The organism is Nocardia sp. NPDC004415 (assembly GCF_053602435.1).
Genome location: NZ_JBSGDP010000092.1, coordinates 1 through 16810 on the forward strand (window position 1 = coordinate 1; position 16810 = coordinate 16810).

Genomic DNA, 16810 nt, shown 5'->3' on the forward strand with positions numbered 1-16810 from the left:
AGAACGCGCGCGAGATGGCGCTGCTGCCCTTCACCACCACGAAGTAGGCGCGCCGACGAAAAGTGGCCCCGAAGCTATTGCCTCGGGGCCACTTTCACATCTGACGCACCCACCGCGGAGGGAGTCTTACGACCGACCCGTTCGCGGCCGGGTCGCCGGTCAGGCGCCGCGGCGTAGGCGACGAAGGAGCAAGCCGCGGTGCCTGACCGGCGGCCCCTCGGGGCCGCGAACACGCGGCCCCGGCCGCCCATGTCACGGGATGGTGAGGACCTGGCCCGCGTTGATCAGGTCCGGGTTGTCGATGCCCGAGGCCGAGGCGATCTCGTGGTAGCGGTTGCCGTCACCGTAGAAGCGCTCGGAGATGGCCCACAGGGTGTCGCCCGGCTCGACCGTGTAGGTCTGCGCGGCCGGCGGCGGGGGCACCTCTTCGGCGATCGGGGCGGCGGCGGCCACCGGCTCGGGCTCCGGGGCGGGCAGCGGGTTGTCGGTGTTGGTGGCGGTGGCCCACGCGACCGAGTCGTCGGTGCCGTAGATCACGACGTTGCGGTCGGGCTGCACCACGAGCCGCTCGACATTCTTGCCCGCGGTGTCGGTCGCCCACACCCGCGCGCCGTCACCCTTGTAGAGGACGAAGTCGCCGTCGATCTGCAGGGCCGCGCGCTGCACGTCCTGTCCATGAGTTTGTGCGGCCCACACGACGTTGCCGTCGGGCTCGGACAGCACCAGGTTGCCGTCCGGCTGCAGGGCCAGGGTGTACGCACCGCCGGTCAGGGACTGTCCCAGTCCCAGTTCTTCGCCTACGCGCAGCGTGTCGCCCACGTTCGTCCTTTCGAAGATCCAGTTGCAGAGCATCCAACAAAGCGATGCTCGCCGTATGCCACGGCGTCGCATCGCAGCCGAATGTAGTCCCTGCAGAGCCGAAATGGGTGAGTTACGCGCACGGTTCGCGGAAAGTTCACTGTGGGCTGCGTCGCGTTTAGAATGCGCCCGCTGTGCGCACGGACGCCCGCGCGCGGCCGTCTAGGCTGATCGCCATGAGAACCGTCGCGCGCACCGCAGCCGCCCTGGCCGCCCTCACCCTGCCCCTCACCGCGTGCGGCACCTCCGATTCCCCAGCGTCCCAACCCGACACGACCACCGTCGCCGAGGCCCCCGGCGCCGCCATCGGCCACCGCTTCACCCCCGACCCCACCATCCTCGAACCCCACACCGTCCCCCTGGATTCGTGGACCCGCCTGAGCGACAACACGATCGCCGTCAACTTCCAGACCGGCAACCCCCAGTGCTTCGGCATCGACGCCACCGTCACCGAATCCCCCGACTCGGTCACCATCACCCTCCACGGCGGCACCCGAGCCGACGCCGCCGGAAAAATGTGCACCATGAACCTCATCTTCGGCACCACCGAACTCCCCCTCGATTCCCCTCTGGGCACCCGCCAGGTCCTCGGCACGAAGTAGCCGACCACGCCTCACCGGCGAGGAAATCCGTTGGGGCAGAGATGAATCGAAGACTCAGGGGTGAACGGCAACGGGTGCCGCACCGTGGTGGTGTGGCACCCGTTGGGGGTCGAGGGTGTTCAGTGGGCGAAGTGGCGGGCGCCGGTGAGGTAGAGGGTGACGCCGGCTTCCTTGCAGAGTTCGACGGTGTCCTTGTCGCGGATCGAACCACCGGGGTGGACGATGGCGCGCACGCCCGCGGCGACCAGGATCTGGGGGCCGTCGGAGAACGGGAAGAAGGCGTCGGAGGCGGCGACGGAACCGGCGGCGCGGTCACCGGCGCGTTCCACGGCGAGCTTGCAGGAGTCGACGCGGTTGACCTGGCCCATGCCGACACCGACGGCGGCACCGTCGTTGGCCAGCAGGATGGCGTTGGACTTCACGGCACGGCAAGCGCGCCAAGCGAATTCGAGGTCAGCCAGGGTGGTGGCGTCGGCGGGGTCGCCGGCGGCGAGGGTCCAGTTGACCGGGTCGTCGCCCGCGGCGTCGAGCACATCGCGGTCCTGCAGCAGCGCGCCGCCGCTGATCGGGCGCAGCTCCACCCCCTTGCGCTGCGGCGGCTCGGCCACGAGCACGCGCACATTCTTCTTGCGCTGCAACACTTCCACCGCACCGGGCGCGTAACCGGGGGCCACGATCACCTCGGTGAAGATCTCGGCGACCTGCTCGGCCATCTCCACGCTGACCTCGCGGTTGGCCGCGATCACGCCGCCGTAGGCGCTGACCGGGTCGGTGGCGTGCGCCCTGCGATGAGCCTCGGCGATATCGGCGCCGACGGCGATGCCGCACGGGTTGGCGTGCTTGATCACCGCGACGGCGGGCTCGTCGAAGTCGAAGGCGGCGCGCCAGGCGGCGTCACCGTCGGTGTAGTTGTTGTACGACATCTCCTTGCCGTGCAGCTGCTCGGCCTGTGCGATGCCGACCGTGCCGTCGTTGCTGGTGTACAGCGCGGCGGCCTGGTGCGGGTTCTCGCCGTAGCGCAGCACCGCGGCGCGCGCCCAGGACCCGGCGACCCAGTTCGGGAACTGCTCGGTCTCCTCGGCGACGGCGGGCACGGCGACCGACCCCATCCAGCTCGCCACGGCGACGTCGTAGCTGGCGGTGTGCTGGAAGGCCTTGGCGGCCAGCGCGGTCCGCTCGGCGAGGGTGAACCCGCCGGACTTCACCGCGGCGAGCACGTCGTCGTAATCGGTGACGTCGACGACCACACCGACCGAGGGGTGGTTCTTGGCGGCGGCACGCACCATCGACGGCCCGCCGATGTCGATCTGCTCGACGCACTCGTCCACACTGGCGCCGCTGGCCACGGTCTGGGTGAACGGGTAGAGGTTCACCACGACCAGCTGGAAGGCTTCCACGCCGAGCTCCACGAGCTGCTCGACGTGCTCCGGACGGCGGGTGTCGGCCAGGATGCCCGCGTGCACGCGCGGATGCAGCGTCTTGACGCGGCCGTCGAGGGTCTCCGGGAAACCGGTCAGGTCCTCGACCTTGGTGACCGGAATGCCCGCCTCGGCGATCTTGCCCGCGGTCGAGCCGGTCGACACCAGTTCCACGCCCGCGGCGTGCAGTCCGGTGGCCAGCTCGACGAGCCCGGTCTTGTCGTAGACGCTCACCAGCGCCCTGCGGATCGCCTTACGTTCACTCACCGGTGTGCTCGCTCATCTGGAATTTCTGCCTTTCGTCCGTCGGAGACAATGCCTCGCGTCGCGACGGCGGCGATGACCTCCGCCAGCAACCGTCGCTCGACAACCTTGATGCGCTCGTGCAGGGCGGCCTCGTCGTCGCCGGGCAGCACGTCGACCGCCTCCTGCGCCAGAATCGGGCCGGTGTCCACGCCCCCGTCGACCAGGTGCACCGTGCAGCCGGTGACCTTGGCGCCGTAGGCGAGCGCGTCACGCACCCCGTGCGCGCCGGGGAACGACGGCAGCAGCGCGGGATGGGTGTTGATGAACCGGCCGCCGAACCGCTCGAGGAACGCGGGGCCGACGATCTTCATGAATCCGGCGGAGACGACCAGGTCGGGCCGGAAGGCGTCGACGGCCTCGGTGAGCGCCTCGTCCCAGGCGGCTCGGTCGGGGAAATCCCCGACGGCGACGCGGAAGTGCTCGATCCCGGCGGCCTCGGCGTGCTCGGTGGCCGCGCAGACCCGGTCGACGCCGACCGCGACGATCTTCGCGGGGTAGCCGGGCTCCTGGGCGGCGGCCAGCAGGGCGGCGAGCAACGAGCCGGTGCCCGAGGCGAGGACTACGACGGTGGCCGGATTGCTGGTCAGCGCTCTACTCCTGCGTGTGGTCGGATGGCGGCGATCGGCGATACCGCCGGGTCGAGCTTAACGACCGGTGGTCGTGTCACCTTCCGGCAGGTCCGCCTCGACCACCTCGGCGTCGACGATCTCCTCGGTGGGCTCGGTGGTGGAGCCCGGGGCGGCGATGCTCACCTCGACGTCGTCGTCGATGTCCTCGACGAGTTCGGCGTCGACCTCGACGCCGGTGTCGGCGTCGTCGTAGGTGTCGGCGTCGTCGTAGGTGTCCTCGTCGTCGTAGTCGTCGTCGGGGTCTTCGTCGTCCTCGTCGTCGTAGTAGTAGTCGTCCTCGTCGTAATCGTCGTAGTAGTCGTCGTCCTCGACGGGCGCCGCCGGTGTCAGGAAGCGGCGGGCGAACACCATGCCGACGAAACCGCCGAAACCGAACCAGGTCACCATCAGCGGGACCAGCATGAGCAGATCCGTCCCGACCCAGCCGACCGCGCCGAGCTGCCCACCGGCCAGGACGGTGAGCACCAGGAACGCCAGCGTCGACAGCCCGGCGGAGGTGAGCGTCGCCCAGGGGGCGCCGGGTCGGTCGTCGCTGGTGCGGCCGAGTTCGACGCCGCCGAGCACACCGACGGCCAGCGGCACCAGCAGCAGCGCGGGCCACCAGGCCGAAGCCGGACCCTCGGGCACCGGGATCAGCGCGGGCACCGCGGGCAGCGAGGCGCCCTCGACCCCGAACAGACCGGCCGAACCGGTCCCGAACTGCACCGCGGCGCCGGACAGCAGCCCGGCCGCGGCGATCACCACATTCGGCAGATACAGCAGCGCGAGCAGGCTCGTGCCGAGCACATCGGTGACGTCGTGCGCCTGCTGATAGGTCGTCTCGAAGCGGTCCAGGTGCGTGAACAGCGAGATCACCGTGGCCAGCGCGGCACAGCCGAGCATGCGCAGCACGGTGCGGCGGGCGGCCCGGGCACCGAGCACCGCCCAGCCCGGGATCTCCACGGGCAGCAGCGCGCACACCTCGGGCCAGGCCCGGCTGACGATCCCCGCCGCGGCCGCGCCCAGGTACAGCACGATCACCCAGCCGAACGCCGAGATCGGCCCGGGCGGTTCGAGTGGCGTGACGCCCGCGGCGTCCCCGGTGACGGCCAGGCACACCGCTGTCATCAGCAGCGGTCCGGCGAGCACGGCACCGGCCAGCCAGGCCAGGTCGATCGGTTGCGGCCGGCTGGGCACGGCCCGCGCGCATTCGCGGGCGGCCAGCCAGACCAGCGCGGCGGTGGGGACCAGCGGCAGCAGGCCGAGGGTCGTGCGCCCGACGGTGAGCGGAATCTGATGGGCGGCAAGCCAGGTGGCCCCGACCGCGGCGGGCGCGCTGGTGAGATCGGTGCCGGTGGTCAGCATGACCACCAGGACGAGCAGCACCGTGGCCGCCAGTGCGCAGATCGTCGGCCGGGCGGCGACCAGCAGCAGGGTCCGCGCGCGCTCGGGCGAGGGTGTCCACCAGCCGGGTTCGCGACCCGGCGGTGGTGCGGCGGCGGTCGCCCCGCGGCCGAGCGACCCGGAGGTCCGGCGCACCAGGGCGTTACGGGAGCTCATGACAATTCAGCGTGGCAGCTTCCCCGGCGGGCGCGGGGCAGGCGCGCCGCGAGCCCACAGGCACACCTGTGGGCTCGCGAATCGCACCTCCTGCCACGCGCGGCGGCCGTCGGTTTTACTTCTGGTCGTCGTTCGGGCGGAACGCGGTGGTGGCGTCGGAGGCCGGATCGGCTGTCTGCTCACCACCGAACGGCTGACCCGCCGCGGTGCCCGGCTGCGCCGAGGGCGCACCGTAGGACGAGCCACCGAACGGCTGCCCCGGCTGCTGGCCGCCGTAGTTCTGCGTGGCGCTCTCGTCCGGACGCGGCTGGGCCTGCTGCTGCGGCTGCGCGCCGTAGGGCGACTGCTGCTGCGGCTGGGCACCGTACTGCTGACCGTAGGGCGACTGCTGCTGGGGCTGCTGGCCGTAGGACGGCTGCCCCGGCTGCTGCCCGTAGGACGGCTGCTGGGCCTGCGGCACCGACGGCTGGCTCTGCTGACCGTAGGGCGACTGGGTGGGGTACTGACCACCGGTCGACGGCTGGCCGAACGCCTGCTGCTGCCCGTACTGCTGCGGCTGGCCCGGCTGACCGTAGCCACCCTGCTGGCCGTAACCCTGCTGCCCGTACTGGCCGTACTGGCCCGGCTGTTGCTGCGGCTGAGCCGGTTTCGGCGCGGGCGCCTTGATGATGCCCAGGCCGAACAGCAGCGCCAGCACCAGCAGCACCGCGACGATGAACGACAGCGCGGTGATGACGTAGGAGCCCCACTGCAGCTCGGTGCCGTCGCCGGCCTTGATCAGCGACACCACGATGCCGACGAACCCGGCCACCGCGGCGGCCGCGGCCACACCACGCACATTCTGCTTGGGTAGCAACGACAGTCCGGCCAGCAGCGCGGCCAGCAGCACCAGCGTGGCGTTGGCCGAGCCGGTGGTCTCGAAGATGGAGGCGGTCTCGGTGGTCTTGAGCAGGGTGATGCCCACGAACGGCGCGAAACCGAGCAGGAACGTCACCACACCGAGTCCGGCGGCGGCCGCGGTCAGGAGGAAGGGCAGGCCCTTGGTCTCCGCGCCGTCGGCGGTCGATGGCGCAGCCGCGGCGGCTCCGGTGCTCGGGCCCTGGCTGGGCGCGGCGGGTGTCGCGGGTGCGTTGTACCCGGAGCCCCCGGTCGGGTATGACATGTCGTCGTCTCCTTGTCGAGTCGTGCGCATCGGTCGCGTCGAACTGACTGGTGGTGATCCGGTCTTGACGCTACTGCACGCGCTGTCCCGGGTCATCACCAACCGATCGGCCTGTGGACAAACCACGGCCTGTGGATGAATCGACGAAGGCCGCCTCCCGTAAACCTGGGAAGCGGCCTTCGTAGTGTGAGATCCGTCGATCAGGCGGTGTTCAATTCGCCTGCCCCGGGGGCCCTACGTGGTTACGCAAGCTACCGCCTCCGGGCCCTGACCGGCTCAGGCGGAAGCGATCGACACCTTCTCCAGGATCTCGCGGGCCAGCGCGGCGGTGGCGGACGGCGTCTTGCCGACCTTCACGCCCGCGGCCTCGAGGGCCTCCTGCTTGGCCTGCGCGGTACCGCCACCGCTGGAGACGATGGCGCCGGCGTGGCCCATGGTCTTGCCCTCGGGCGCGGTGAAACCGGCGACGTAGCCGACGACCGGCTTGGTCACGTTGGCCTTGATGTAGGCCGCGGCGCGCTCTTCGGCGTCGCCACCGATCTCGCCGATCATGACGATGATCTTGGTCTCCGGGTCCTTCTCGAACGCCTCGATGGCGTCGATGTGGGTGGTGCCGATGACCGGGTCGCCGCCGATGCCGATCGCGGTGGAGAAACCGAAATCGCGCAGCTCGTACATCATCTGGTAGGTCAGCGTGCCCGACTTCGACACCAGGCCGACCGGGCCCTTGCCGGTGATGTTGTTCGGGGTGATGCCGACCAGCGCCTCGCCCGGGGTGATGATGCCGGGGCAGTTCGGGCCGATGATGCGGGTCTTCTCGCCCTTCTCCACGTTGTAGGCCCACGCGTAGGCGGAGTCCTGCACCGGGATGCCCTCGGTGATGACCACGAGCAGCGGGATCTCCGCGTCGATGGCCTCGATGATGGCGTCCTTGGAGAAGGCGGGCGGCACGAACGCGATGGAGGTGTCGGCGCCGGTCTTCTCGATCGCCTCGGCGACCGAACCGAACACGGGCAGCTCGATCTCGTTGCCGTCCTTGTCGGTGTGGGTGACCGTAGTGCCGGCCTTGCGCGCGTTCACGCCACCGACGATGTTGGTGCCCGCCTTCAGCATCAGCGCGGTGTGCTTGGTGCCCTCGCCGCCGGTGATGCCCTGGACGATGACCTTGTTGTCCTTGTTCAGGAAGATGGACATGTCAGTGTTCCTTACTTGGCGGTGAAGGCGAGTTCGGCGGCCTTGTCGGCGCCTTCGTCCATGGTCTGGGCCAGGGTCACCAGCGGGTGGTTGGCGTCGGCGAGGATCTTGCGGCCCTCCTCGACCTTGTTGCCGTCGAGACGGACGACCAGCGGCTTGGTGGCCGCGTCACCGAGCACCTCGAGGGCGCCCACGATGCCGTTGGCGACCGCGTCGCACGCGGTGATGCCACCGAAGACATTGACGAACACGCTCTTGACCTGCGCGTCACCCAGGATGACGTCCAGGCCCGCGGCCATCACGGCCGCCGAGGCGCCGCCGCCGATGTCGAGGAAGTTGGCGGGCTTCACGCCGCCGTGGTTCTCGCCGGCGTAGGCGACGACGTCCAGGGTCGACATGACCAGACCGGCGCCGTTGCCGATGATGCCGACCTCACCGTCGAGCTTGACGTAGTTGAGGTCGTTCTCCTTGGCCTTGAGCTCGAGCGGGTCGGTCGCGTCGACGTCGGCGAACTCGAGGTGGCCGGGCTGGCGGAACTCGGCGTTCTCGTCCAGGGTGACCTTGCCGTCGAGGGCCAGGATCTCGTCGGCGGGGGTACGCACCAGCGGGTTGACCTCGACCAGGGTGGTGTCTTCCTTGGTGAAGACCTCCCACAGCTTCTGGATGGTCACGGCCGCGGCGTCGAGCACCTCGGCGGGCAGGTGGCCCTGTTCGGCGATCGAGCGGGCGAAGGCCAGGTCGACACCCTTGACGGCGTCGACGGGGACCTTGGCGAGGCGCTCGGGGGTCTTCTCCGCGACCTCTTCGATCTCCATGCCGCCCTCGACCGAACACATGGCCAGGTAGGTGCGGTTGGACCGGTCGAGCAGGAAGGAGATGTAGTACTCCTCCGCGATGTCCTTGGCCTCGGCGACCAGGAGCTTCTTGACGATGTGGCCCTTGATGTCGAGGCCGAGGATGTTCTGCGCGTGGGTGAACGCGTCCTCCGGGGTGGCCGCGTACTTGACGCCACCCGCCTTACCACGGCCGCCCACCTTGACCTGCGCCTTGACCATCACCGGCTTGCCGATTTCCTCGGCGATCGCGCGCGCTTCTTCGGCCGTGTCGCAAACCCGGCCCTCGGACGAAGGCACTCCGTGCTTAACGAAGAGCTCCTTCGCCTGATATTCGAAGAGATCCATGTACTCACCGTCTCGTCTGCGTTGCTATGACAACGTCTTTGTTGGCGGCCCGACGTCGGTAGCGGGTCGGGTCGGACTCTAACCAGTCACATGGAGGGCCAATCGGCCACATTCATCCTAAGTGGCGCAGGTCACGACCCATAACGGGAGGTCCACAAAACCGCCGGTCAAGGCTACTGGCGAGTAGTTTTCGGGTGATTTGCGGCGGCGTGGCAGGTCGGGCCGGGTAAAGCCGGAACGGTCCGACATCTACTACGTTATGTCGTCGACAGACCTCACCCGGGGAGGTCGAAAACGGTGAGATATCAGGTTGCGTTACAGTGACGAATCTCACAGGTAGGTGTAGGTTTCCGACCAGCGCTTGCCACCCTGCAATCGCTTCGTTACCGTCAATGCGGTCGAAGTCACAACCAGGTCACGACAACCAGGTCACGACTGGCAGGTCAGGACTGAGGAGGACGACAAGCTTGAGGCACTTCAGCACTCGCTTGGCACAGCCGTCGGCGATTCGGCGCAGCCGATGAACCACCGCTCCACCTTCTCTCTCGACGGTCAGCAGCAGACCGGACATCGCTACCGGTACACCGACGAATACACCTCGCATCCGCGGGCCGGGCACGCCCCCGCCGCGCAGCCGGATACCGCGTGGCCGCGCACCGATTCCTGGCACACCCAGAACAACTGGTCCGGTGACGCCGCCTGGACCCCCGCCGACGACGAGTGGACCGCCGACGAGTCCGACTCCTACGACTCCGGCACCTACAGCAGCACCACCTGGGAACCCGCCGCCTCCGACGGCGCCTACGCCGACCCGCCCGAGACCCACCGCGCCGAACGGCGTGGCGGCGCGCACCGCGTCCCCGCCCCGCCCACCGCGCTGAAGGGCCGCGCCGCGGTCATCGCCGTCGCCGCCGGTGCGGTCGTCGCCGCCGGTCAGGCCGCGATGGCCTCCCCCGAACAGCCCAACCACGGCGTCGACTACGAGGCCGCGGGCCAGATCCACGAGATCGCCGCGCAGTCGATGAACACCGCCGGTCTCGACGACCAGGGCAACGCGCCGCAGGTCCTCGACGCCACCGCGGTCGCCGACAAGAACGACTTCGGCGACATCCTCGCCAAGGGCGCGAAGTTCGCCGAGGACCTCGCCGCGCAGGAGTCCGCCAAGCTGCGCCCACTGTTCGCCAAGTTCGCCGCGGGCAGCTACACCTCCGGCTTCGGCGCCCGCTGGGGCGTACAGCATCTCGGCATCGACGTCGCCGGTCCGATCGGCACGCCGATCTACACCGTCGCCGACGGCACCGTCATCGAGGCGGGCCCGGCCTCCGGCTTCGGCATGTGGGTGCGGGTGCTGCACGACGACGGCACCATCACCATCTACGGCCACATCGACACCGCCACCGTCTCGGCGGGCGAGCGGGTGCTGGCCGGCGATCAGATCGCCACCATGGGCAACCGCGGCTTCTCCACCGGCCCGCACTGCCATTTCGAGGTGTGGCTCAACGGCACCGACAAGATCGACCCCGTGCCGTGGCTGGCCACCCGTGGCATCAGCCTGGGTTCCCAGCGCGACTGACGACGAGGTGACCAGCGGCACCCTTCCCAGTGCCGCCGGACCCGATTAGCGTTCCAGCCATGGCTGGTACGACGAAGTACACACAGTTCATCGCTCTCGCACCGGAATCGGTGTGGGCAGTGCTGGGGGATCTCGAGCGTTGGCCGGAGTGGAATCCGGGCGTGCGGTCGGTGCGGATGCGCGGGGCGACAGCCCTCGGAGCCACCGGTGACTACCTACCCAATGGGGAAGTCGCGGCGCGGGTCCACGGCCGGTTCGGAAAACCGTTCCGCGTCACCGTGTTCGAGCCCGCGCGGGAGCTGAGCATCGAGCAGCCCGAACCCGCGGGCACCATGCATCTCACCTGGCGCCTGGCCGAGCGTGACGGCGGCACCGAGCTCACCCAGGAACTGCGTTTCACCGGACCGTCGGCCGCCGCCGCGCGCACCGTGGTCCGGCCGTTCATCGAAACCGCCGCGCGCGTGAACTTCTCGCGACTGGCGCGGCTCGCGGGAGTGGTTCCCGCCGAGGACGCGCTCACCACCGTCATCGCCGGGGGCACCGGCGCACTGGGACTGCAGATCGCCGCCGACCTCACCTGCCGCGGTCATCGCGTCACCCTGCTGACCCGCCGCCGTGATCCCGCGCTGCCGTTCCGGCAGACCGAATGGGACGGCCGGTCGGTCGGCGCGTGGTCCGCCGAGCTCCGTGAGCCCGGCCGCCTCGCGGTGATCAACCTCGCGGGCAAACTGGTCGACTGCCGCCCCACCGAACGCAATGTCGCCGAATTGCGTTCCAGCCGAGTCGATTCCACCACCGCACTCGTCGCCGCCGCCCGGCTGCGCGACACCCCTGTGGACTACTGGATCCAGGCCAGCACCACCGCCATCTGGTCGGACGCGGGCGAAACCCGGTGCACCGAAAGCACTCCCCTGCCCGTGGGCCTGCCGCAGATGACCGGGGTCGCCCAGCCGTGGGAAGAGGCCTTCGACCCCGCGCGCGCCGACCACTGGACGATCCTGCGCACCTCCATCGTCCTGGACCCCGACGCCCCCGCCCTCAAGCGCCTCGGTCAGCTCACCAAGGCCGGGCTCGGCGGCCGCGTGGGCCCCGGCGACCAGTGGTTCAGCTGGATCCACATCGAGGACTGGCTGGCGCTGGTGCGCGCCGGTCTCGGTCTCGACCCCGAGGTCACCCTGCCCGACGGCATCCTCGTCGCCGCCACCGAGAACCCGGTCCGCAACACCGACCTCATGGCCACGCTGCGCCGCACCCTGCACCGGCCCCCGGCGCCGCCCACCCCGTCGGCCGTGCTCACCGTCGGCGCCGTCGTCCTGCGCACCGACCCGGCCCTCGGCCTCACCGGCCGTCACGCCACCTCGGAAATCCTCCCGAAGACGGGCTTCACCTTCCGCTACCCCACCCTCGACGAAGCCCTCGACGATCTGCTCCCCAGCTGAGACCCGGGAGCTCGGCCACCGAGCTCCCGGCACCTCTCACAATTTGACGATGGTCCGGCTGAACTGCGGGATCAGGCGGATCTTCCCCGCGGAACCGAAGTCGATGGTGACGGTCGCGACCGGGCCGACACCGTCGACGGCGACCACCCGGCCCAGACCGTATTTGTCGTCGCTGACCCGATCGCCCACGGCCAGCACCAGCCCGGTGTTGTTGCGCTTGACCGCGCCACCGGGAGCGGGCCTGCGTTCGCCGCTGCCGCCGCGCACACCCGGACGCTGATCCCAGCCGTCGCCACGGGTCCAGTCCCGATCGAAACCGCTGTCCTCACCACGACGACGCCCGCGCTGCACCGGCGACACCACCGGTTCCAGCCTGCGCCAGTCCAGCAGGTGCTGCGGAATCTCCTGCAGGAAACGTGATTCCGGGTTCGACACCGGCTGCCCCCAGCCGGAGCGCACCACCGCGCGCGAGAGGTAGAGCCGCTGGCGGGCGCGGGTGATGCCGACGTAGGCGAGGCGGCGTTCCTCGGCCAGCTCGGCCGGATCGCCGAGGGCCCGCATGTGCGGGAACTGCCCGTCCTCCCAGCCGGTCACGAAGACCACCGGGAACTCCAGGCCCTTGGCGGTGTGCAGGGTCATCATGGTGACCACGCCGGTGCCCTCGTCCGGGATCTGGTCGGTGTCGGCCACCAGCGAGACCCGCTCCAGGAACGCGGCCAGCGAGCCCGGTTCCGGTTCGCCGTCGGCGGCCTCGGGCACCAGGCCCTCCTCGCGCGCGGCCTCGGCGTTGTTGAACGCCTCGGAGCTGAATTCCCTGGCCACGCTGACCAGTTCGTTCAGGTTGTCCAGCCGCGCGCCGTCCTGCGGATCGTCGGAGGCCTCCAGTTCGGCGCGATACCCGGTGCGGTCGAGCACCGCGTCCACCACATTGCCCACATCGGGGTATTCGCTGTCGGCGCGCGCGCCCGCCGCGCGGATCTCCTCGAGCAGGTCGAGGAATCCGGCGATGGCGCGCTGCGCGCGGGTGTTGAGCAGGGCCACCTTGCCGTCGGCGGCATCGCGCAGCGCGGCGGCGAAACCGATGTCGCGCTGTTCGGCGTGGACCGCCACGCAGGCCTCGGCCCGGTCGCCGATGCCGCGGCGCGGGGTGTTGAGAACGCGGCGCAGGCTCACCGCGTCGTCGGGGTTCTCCAGCACCCGCAGGTAGGCCACCACATCGCGGACCTCCTTGCGCTCGTAGAACCGCACCCCGCCGACCACCTTGTACGGCAGCCCCATCCGGATGAAGATCTCCTCCAGCGCCCTGGAGTTGTTGTTGGTGCGGTAGAACACCGCGACATCGCCGTAGTTGGCATCACCGGCGTCGACGAGCCGGTCGATCTCCTTGGCGACGAAGGCCGCTTCGTCGTGCTCGTTGTCGGCGACGTAGCCGGTGATCAGCTCGCCCTCACCGGAATCGGTCCACAGCTTCTTCTCGCGCCGGTTCTCGTTGCGCGCGATCACCGCGTTGGCGGCGGAGAGGATGTGCTGGGTCGAGCGGTAGTTCTGTTCCAGCAGAATGGTTTCCGCGTCGGGGAAATCGCGTTCGAATTCCTCGATATTGCGGATGGTCGCGCCGCGGAAGGCGTAGATCGACTGGTCGGCGTCACCCACCACACACAGCTCACCGGGCTCGACGGCGTCCTCGCCCGCCCCGTGCCCGACCAGTTCGCGCACCAGTACGTACTGGGCGTGGTTGGTGTCCTGGTACTCGTCGACCAGCACGTGCCGGAACCGGCGCCGGTAGTACTCGGCCACCTGCGGGTGGTTCTGCAGCAGGGCGACCGTCTCGCCGATCAGGTCGTCGAAGTCCAGGGCATTGGCCGCGCGCAGCCGCTTCTGGTACTCGGCGTAGACGCGGGCGACCAGGGCGGGCAGTTCGGTGTCGTCGGCCTCGGCGTCGGCGGCGGCCTTCGCCGGGTCGATCAGCTCGTTCTTCAGGTTGGAAATGGCGGTCGCGAGCAGCCGCGCCGAATACTTCTTGGTGTCGATGTCGAAATCGCGGCTGATCATCGTGAGCAGCCTGCGCGAATCGTCGGCGTCGTAGATCGAGAAATTGGAATTCAGGCCGGGCAGCAGCGCGGCCTGCATCCGCAGAATGCGCACACAGCTGGAATGGAAGGTCGACACCCACATGCTGGCCGCGCGCGGACCCACCAGCCCGGCCACCCGCTCACGCATCTCGGCGGCGGCCTTGTTGGTGAAGGTGATGGCCAGGATCTGCCCGGTCTGCACGCCGCGGGCGGCCAGCAGGTAGGCGATGCGGCGGGTGAGCACGGCGGTCTTGCCCGAGCCGGCGCCCGCCACGATCAGCAGCGGCGAACCCGCGTGCACCACGGCGGCGCGCTGCTGCGGATTGAGCCCGTCGAGCAGCCGCTCGGTCTCCTCCGCGCGACGCTGCTCGCGCTCCTTGCGGCGCTGTTCCTGCTCGGCGCTGTGCCGGGCCGCCGCCTCGGCCAGACCGCCGCCGGACGCACCGCCCCCACCAACGTCCCGATGCGGTAACGCGGCACCGCTCGACGCGGCTGCGGGTTCGCTGGGATCGGCGGCTGAGGCGTGGGGAGCGACCGTGATATCCATCGTCTGACCACGCTACCGGCGGGCACCGACACGTTGCGAACTGCCACCGGATAGGTGAACCTTCTCAGGTAATTCACAAACACAACTGTTTTGCATACCTACCGGCCCGTGGCAGACTGGGGCTCACGGTCTGGCCCGCGATCCGATATCGTGGTGAAGGGCCAGGCTGTTTGCGCACTTCCGGGGGGATCAGGTACCGCCCGTCGGGAAAGTTTCAGGGTGAAGGAACAGATCGGGTAACAGGGCGTCCCGTCCGACCGATCCAAGTTCTGACACGAGGAGATGAATGATGAGCACCCCTGCTACGACGACCGGGTCCGATTCGGCGCTGCCGCAGTCCGAGGCCGAGATCGAAAAGCTTCGCCTCGAGATCGACCAGCTCGACGCTACGATCCTCGCCGCCATCAAGCGACGCAGCGAGATCTCCCGGATCATCGGCCGCACCCGGATGGCCTCGGGCGGTCCGCGCCTGGTCCACAGCCGGGAGATGAAAGTGCTCGAACGCTTCAGTGAGCTGGGCCAGGAGGGCCACACCCTCGCCATGCTCCTGCTCCGTCTCGGTCGCGGCCGCCTCGGCCGCTAGACCCCCACACACCACGCGACGGGCCCTCGGCCCGCCGCCTCCGAAAAGGCCGCCCCGGGTGCAACACCATCCCCGGGGCGGTACTGATTTTCCGGGACTTCCTCAGGTCAGCGCGATGTATTTGGTGTCGAGGTATTCCTCGATGCCCTCGGTGCCGCCCTCGCGCCCGAACCCGGACTCCTTGACCCCACCGAACGGCGCCGCCGGATCGGAGATGACCCCGCGGTTCACCCCGACCATGCCGGTCTCCATCGCTTCGGCGATGCGCAGCGCCCGGTCCAGATCCCGCGTGTAGACGTAGCTGACCAGGCCGTATCGCGTGTCGTTGGCCGCCGCGACGCCTTCCTCCTCGGTGTCGAAGGCGACGATCGGGGCCACCGGCCCGAAGACCTCCTCGCGCAGGATGCGCGCCTGCGGCGGCACCTCGCCCAGGACGGTCGCCGGGTAGAACCAGCCGGGCCCGGCGGGGGTCTCGCCGCCGAGCAGCAGCTTGGCCCCGGCGCCGACGGCGTCGTCGACCAGTTCGCTGACGATCTCGCGCTGGTCCTCGCTGACCAGCGGTCCGAGCGTGGTCGACGGGTCGGCGCCGGGGCCGAGCACCACGCTGTCGGTCATCGCGGCCACCAGCTTCTCGGTGAACTCCGCGACCACCCCGCGCTGCACGTGGAAGCGGTTGGCCGCGGTGCACGCCTCGCCGCCGTTGCGCAGCTTGGCCAGCATCGCGCCCGCCACGGCGGCGTCGATGTCGGCGTCGTCGAACACCACGAAGGGGGCGTTGCCGCCGAGCTCCATGGAGGTACGCAGCAGCCGGTTCGCCGAGGCCTCCACGAGCTTCTTGCCGACTTCGGTGGACCCGGTGAAGGTGAGCTTGCGCAGGCGCGGATCGTCGATCAGCGGCCCGGTGACGGCACCGGAACGGCTCGTCGTGACCACCGACAACACCCCGTCCGGCAGCCCCGCCTCACTACACAGCTTCGCCAGCGCCAGCATGGTCAGCGGGGTGGCCGAGGCCGGCTTGACGACCATCGTGCAGCCCGCCGCCAGCGCGGGCCCGATCTTGCGCGTGCCCATGGCCAGCGGGAAGTTCCACGGCGTGATCGCCAGACACGGGCCCACCGGCTGCTTGTGCACCATGATCCGCCCGGTCCCCGAGGGCGCGTGCAGGTAGCGCCCGTGCACCCGCACCGCCTCCTCGCTGTTCCAGCGGAAGAACTCGGCGCCGTAGCGCACCTCGTTGCGGCTCTCGGCCAGCGCCTTGCCCATCTCGAGCGTCATCAGCAGCGCGAACTCCTCGGCCCGCGCGGTGAGCTGCTCGAAGACCCGGCGCAGGATCTCCCCGCGTTCACGCGAGGGTGTCGCCGCCCAGGCCGGGCCCGCCGCGACGGCCGCGTCCAGCGCCCGCAGCGCGTCCTCGGGCGTGGCGTCGGCGACCTCGGTGAGCACCGACCCATCGGCCGGATTGCGTACCGCGAAGGTCCCTCCCCCCGTGGCTTCGACCGGCCCGGAACCGATCCACAACCCCTTCGGCACGAATTCGAGTACGTCGCGTTCAGACACCATGCCGCCAGCCTAAGCCGGACAGGAAGTCACATCCAGGAAACAACACCCACGCCGAATTCCCAGCCCACACCCGCGACCCCGAGGAGCGGCGGCGCGCAGCGCCGGGTCGCGGCCGGGCCGCCGGTCAGGCGCCGCGGCGTACGCGAC

Annotated in this window: 13 protein-coding genes; 4 read left to right on the forward strand and 9 right to left on the reverse strand. The window is 69.8% G+C overall.

Translation table 11 applies throughout. The features are described 5' to 3' along the window. Window positions 1-252: 252 nt before the first annotated feature. On the reverse strand, window positions 253-819 hold the full coding sequence (locus ACWEMY_RS27830) for a LysM peptidoglycan-binding domain-containing protein (RefSeq protein ID WP_452392411.1): 567 nt from the start codon (window positions 817-819) through the stop codon (window positions 253-255). 215 nt (window positions 820-1034) lie between these two features. Between ACWEMY_RS27830 and ACWEMY_RS27835 the strand changes: the two genes are divergently transcribed. Next, a complete protein-coding gene (locus ACWEMY_RS27835) occupies window positions 1035-1460 on the forward strand; it encodes a hypothetical protein (protein WP_452392412.1) in 426 nt (141 codons plus the stop codon). A gap of 119 nt (window positions 1461-1579) precedes the next feature. Here ACWEMY_RS27835 and purH read toward each other — a convergent pair whose 3' ends face one another. The 6 genes from purH to sucC all read right to left on the reverse strand — a co-directional run bounded on the left by purH (window position 1580) and on the right by sucC (window position 8889). Further along, complete coding sequence (purH, locus tag ACWEMY_RS27840) at window positions 1580-3145, reverse strand: bifunctional phosphoribosylaminoimidazolecarboxamide formyltransferase/IMP cyclohydrolase (RefSeq protein ID WP_375930063.1); 1566 nt, start codon at window positions 3143-3145, stop codon at window positions 1580-1582. Beyond that, window positions 3142-3813, reverse strand: coding sequence for a phosphoribosylglycinamide formyltransferase (purN, locus tag ACWEMY_RS27845; RefSeq protein WP_452392420.1), 672 nt, complete (start codon window positions 3811-3813; stop codon window positions 3142-3144). Before purN ends, purH begins: the two co-directional genes overlap by 4 nt. 15 nt (window positions 3814-3828) lie before the next feature. Then, window positions 3829-5352, reverse strand: coding sequence for a cell division protein PerM (locus ACWEMY_RS27850; RefSeq protein WP_452392413.1), 1524 nt, complete (start codon window positions 5350-5352; stop codon window positions 3829-3831). Between the two features lie 115 nt (window positions 5353-5467). Beyond that, a complete protein-coding gene (locus ACWEMY_RS27855) occupies window positions 5468-6514 on the reverse strand; it encodes a DUF5336 domain-containing protein (RefSeq protein ID WP_452392414.1) in 1047 nt (348 codons plus the stop codon). Window positions 6515-6790: 276 nt separating this feature from the next. After that, window positions 6791-7708 (reverse strand): succinate--CoA ligase subunit alpha, encoded by a 918-nt coding sequence (sucD, locus tag ACWEMY_RS27860; RefSeq protein WP_452392415.1) that lies wholly within the window; start codon window positions 7706-7708, stop codon window positions 6791-6793. Window positions 7709-7719: 11 nt separating this feature from the next. Then, entirely contained in the window at window positions 7720-8889 is a 1170-nt protein-coding gene (gene sucC, locus ACWEMY_RS27865) for an ADP-forming succinate--CoA ligase subunit beta (protein ID WP_452392416.1), read from the reverse strand. 520 nt (window positions 8890-9409) lie between these two features. On the opposite strand from sucC, the gene ACWEMY_RS27870 reads away from it, so the two are divergent. Together ACWEMY_RS27870 and ACWEMY_RS27875 are read left to right on the forward strand one after the other, a co-directional pair. Continuing rightward, window positions 9410-10462 carry a M23 family metallopeptidase gene (locus tag ACWEMY_RS27870; protein WP_452392417.1) on the forward strand — a complete coding sequence of 351 codons (1053 nt, stop codon included), beginning with the start codon at window positions 9410-9412 and terminating at the stop codon, window positions 10460-10462. A 59-nt stretch (window positions 10463-10521) separates the two neighbouring features. Continuing rightward, complete coding sequence (locus ACWEMY_RS27875) at window positions 10522-11901, forward strand: DUF1731 domain-containing protein (RefSeq protein ID WP_452392418.1); 1380 nt, start codon at window positions 10522-10524, stop codon at window positions 11899-11901. A gap of 36 nt (window positions 11902-11937) precedes the next feature. Here the strand turns inward: ACWEMY_RS27875 and pcrA are convergent, their stop codons facing one another. Next, window positions 11938-14520, reverse strand: a complete 2583-nt coding sequence (gene pcrA / locus ACWEMY_RS27880) for a DNA helicase PcrA (RefSeq protein WP_452392419.1) — start codon at window positions 14518-14520, stop codon at window positions 11938-11940. Between the two features lie 289 nt (window positions 14521-14809). Between pcrA and ACWEMY_RS27885 the strand changes: the two genes are divergently transcribed. Then, window positions 14810-15103, forward strand: a complete 294-nt coding sequence (locus ACWEMY_RS27885; protein ID WP_022566231.1) for a chorismate mutase — start codon at window positions 14810-14812, stop codon at window positions 15101-15103. A gap of 102 nt (window positions 15104-15205) precedes the next feature. Here ACWEMY_RS27885 and ACWEMY_RS27890 read toward each other — a convergent pair whose 3' ends face one another. Next, window positions 15206-16663, reverse strand: a complete 1458-nt coding sequence (locus ACWEMY_RS27890; protein ID WP_375930071.1) for an NAD-dependent succinate-semialdehyde dehydrogenase — start codon at window positions 16661-16663, stop codon at window positions 15206-15208. Window positions 16664-16810 lie beyond the last annotated feature (147 nt).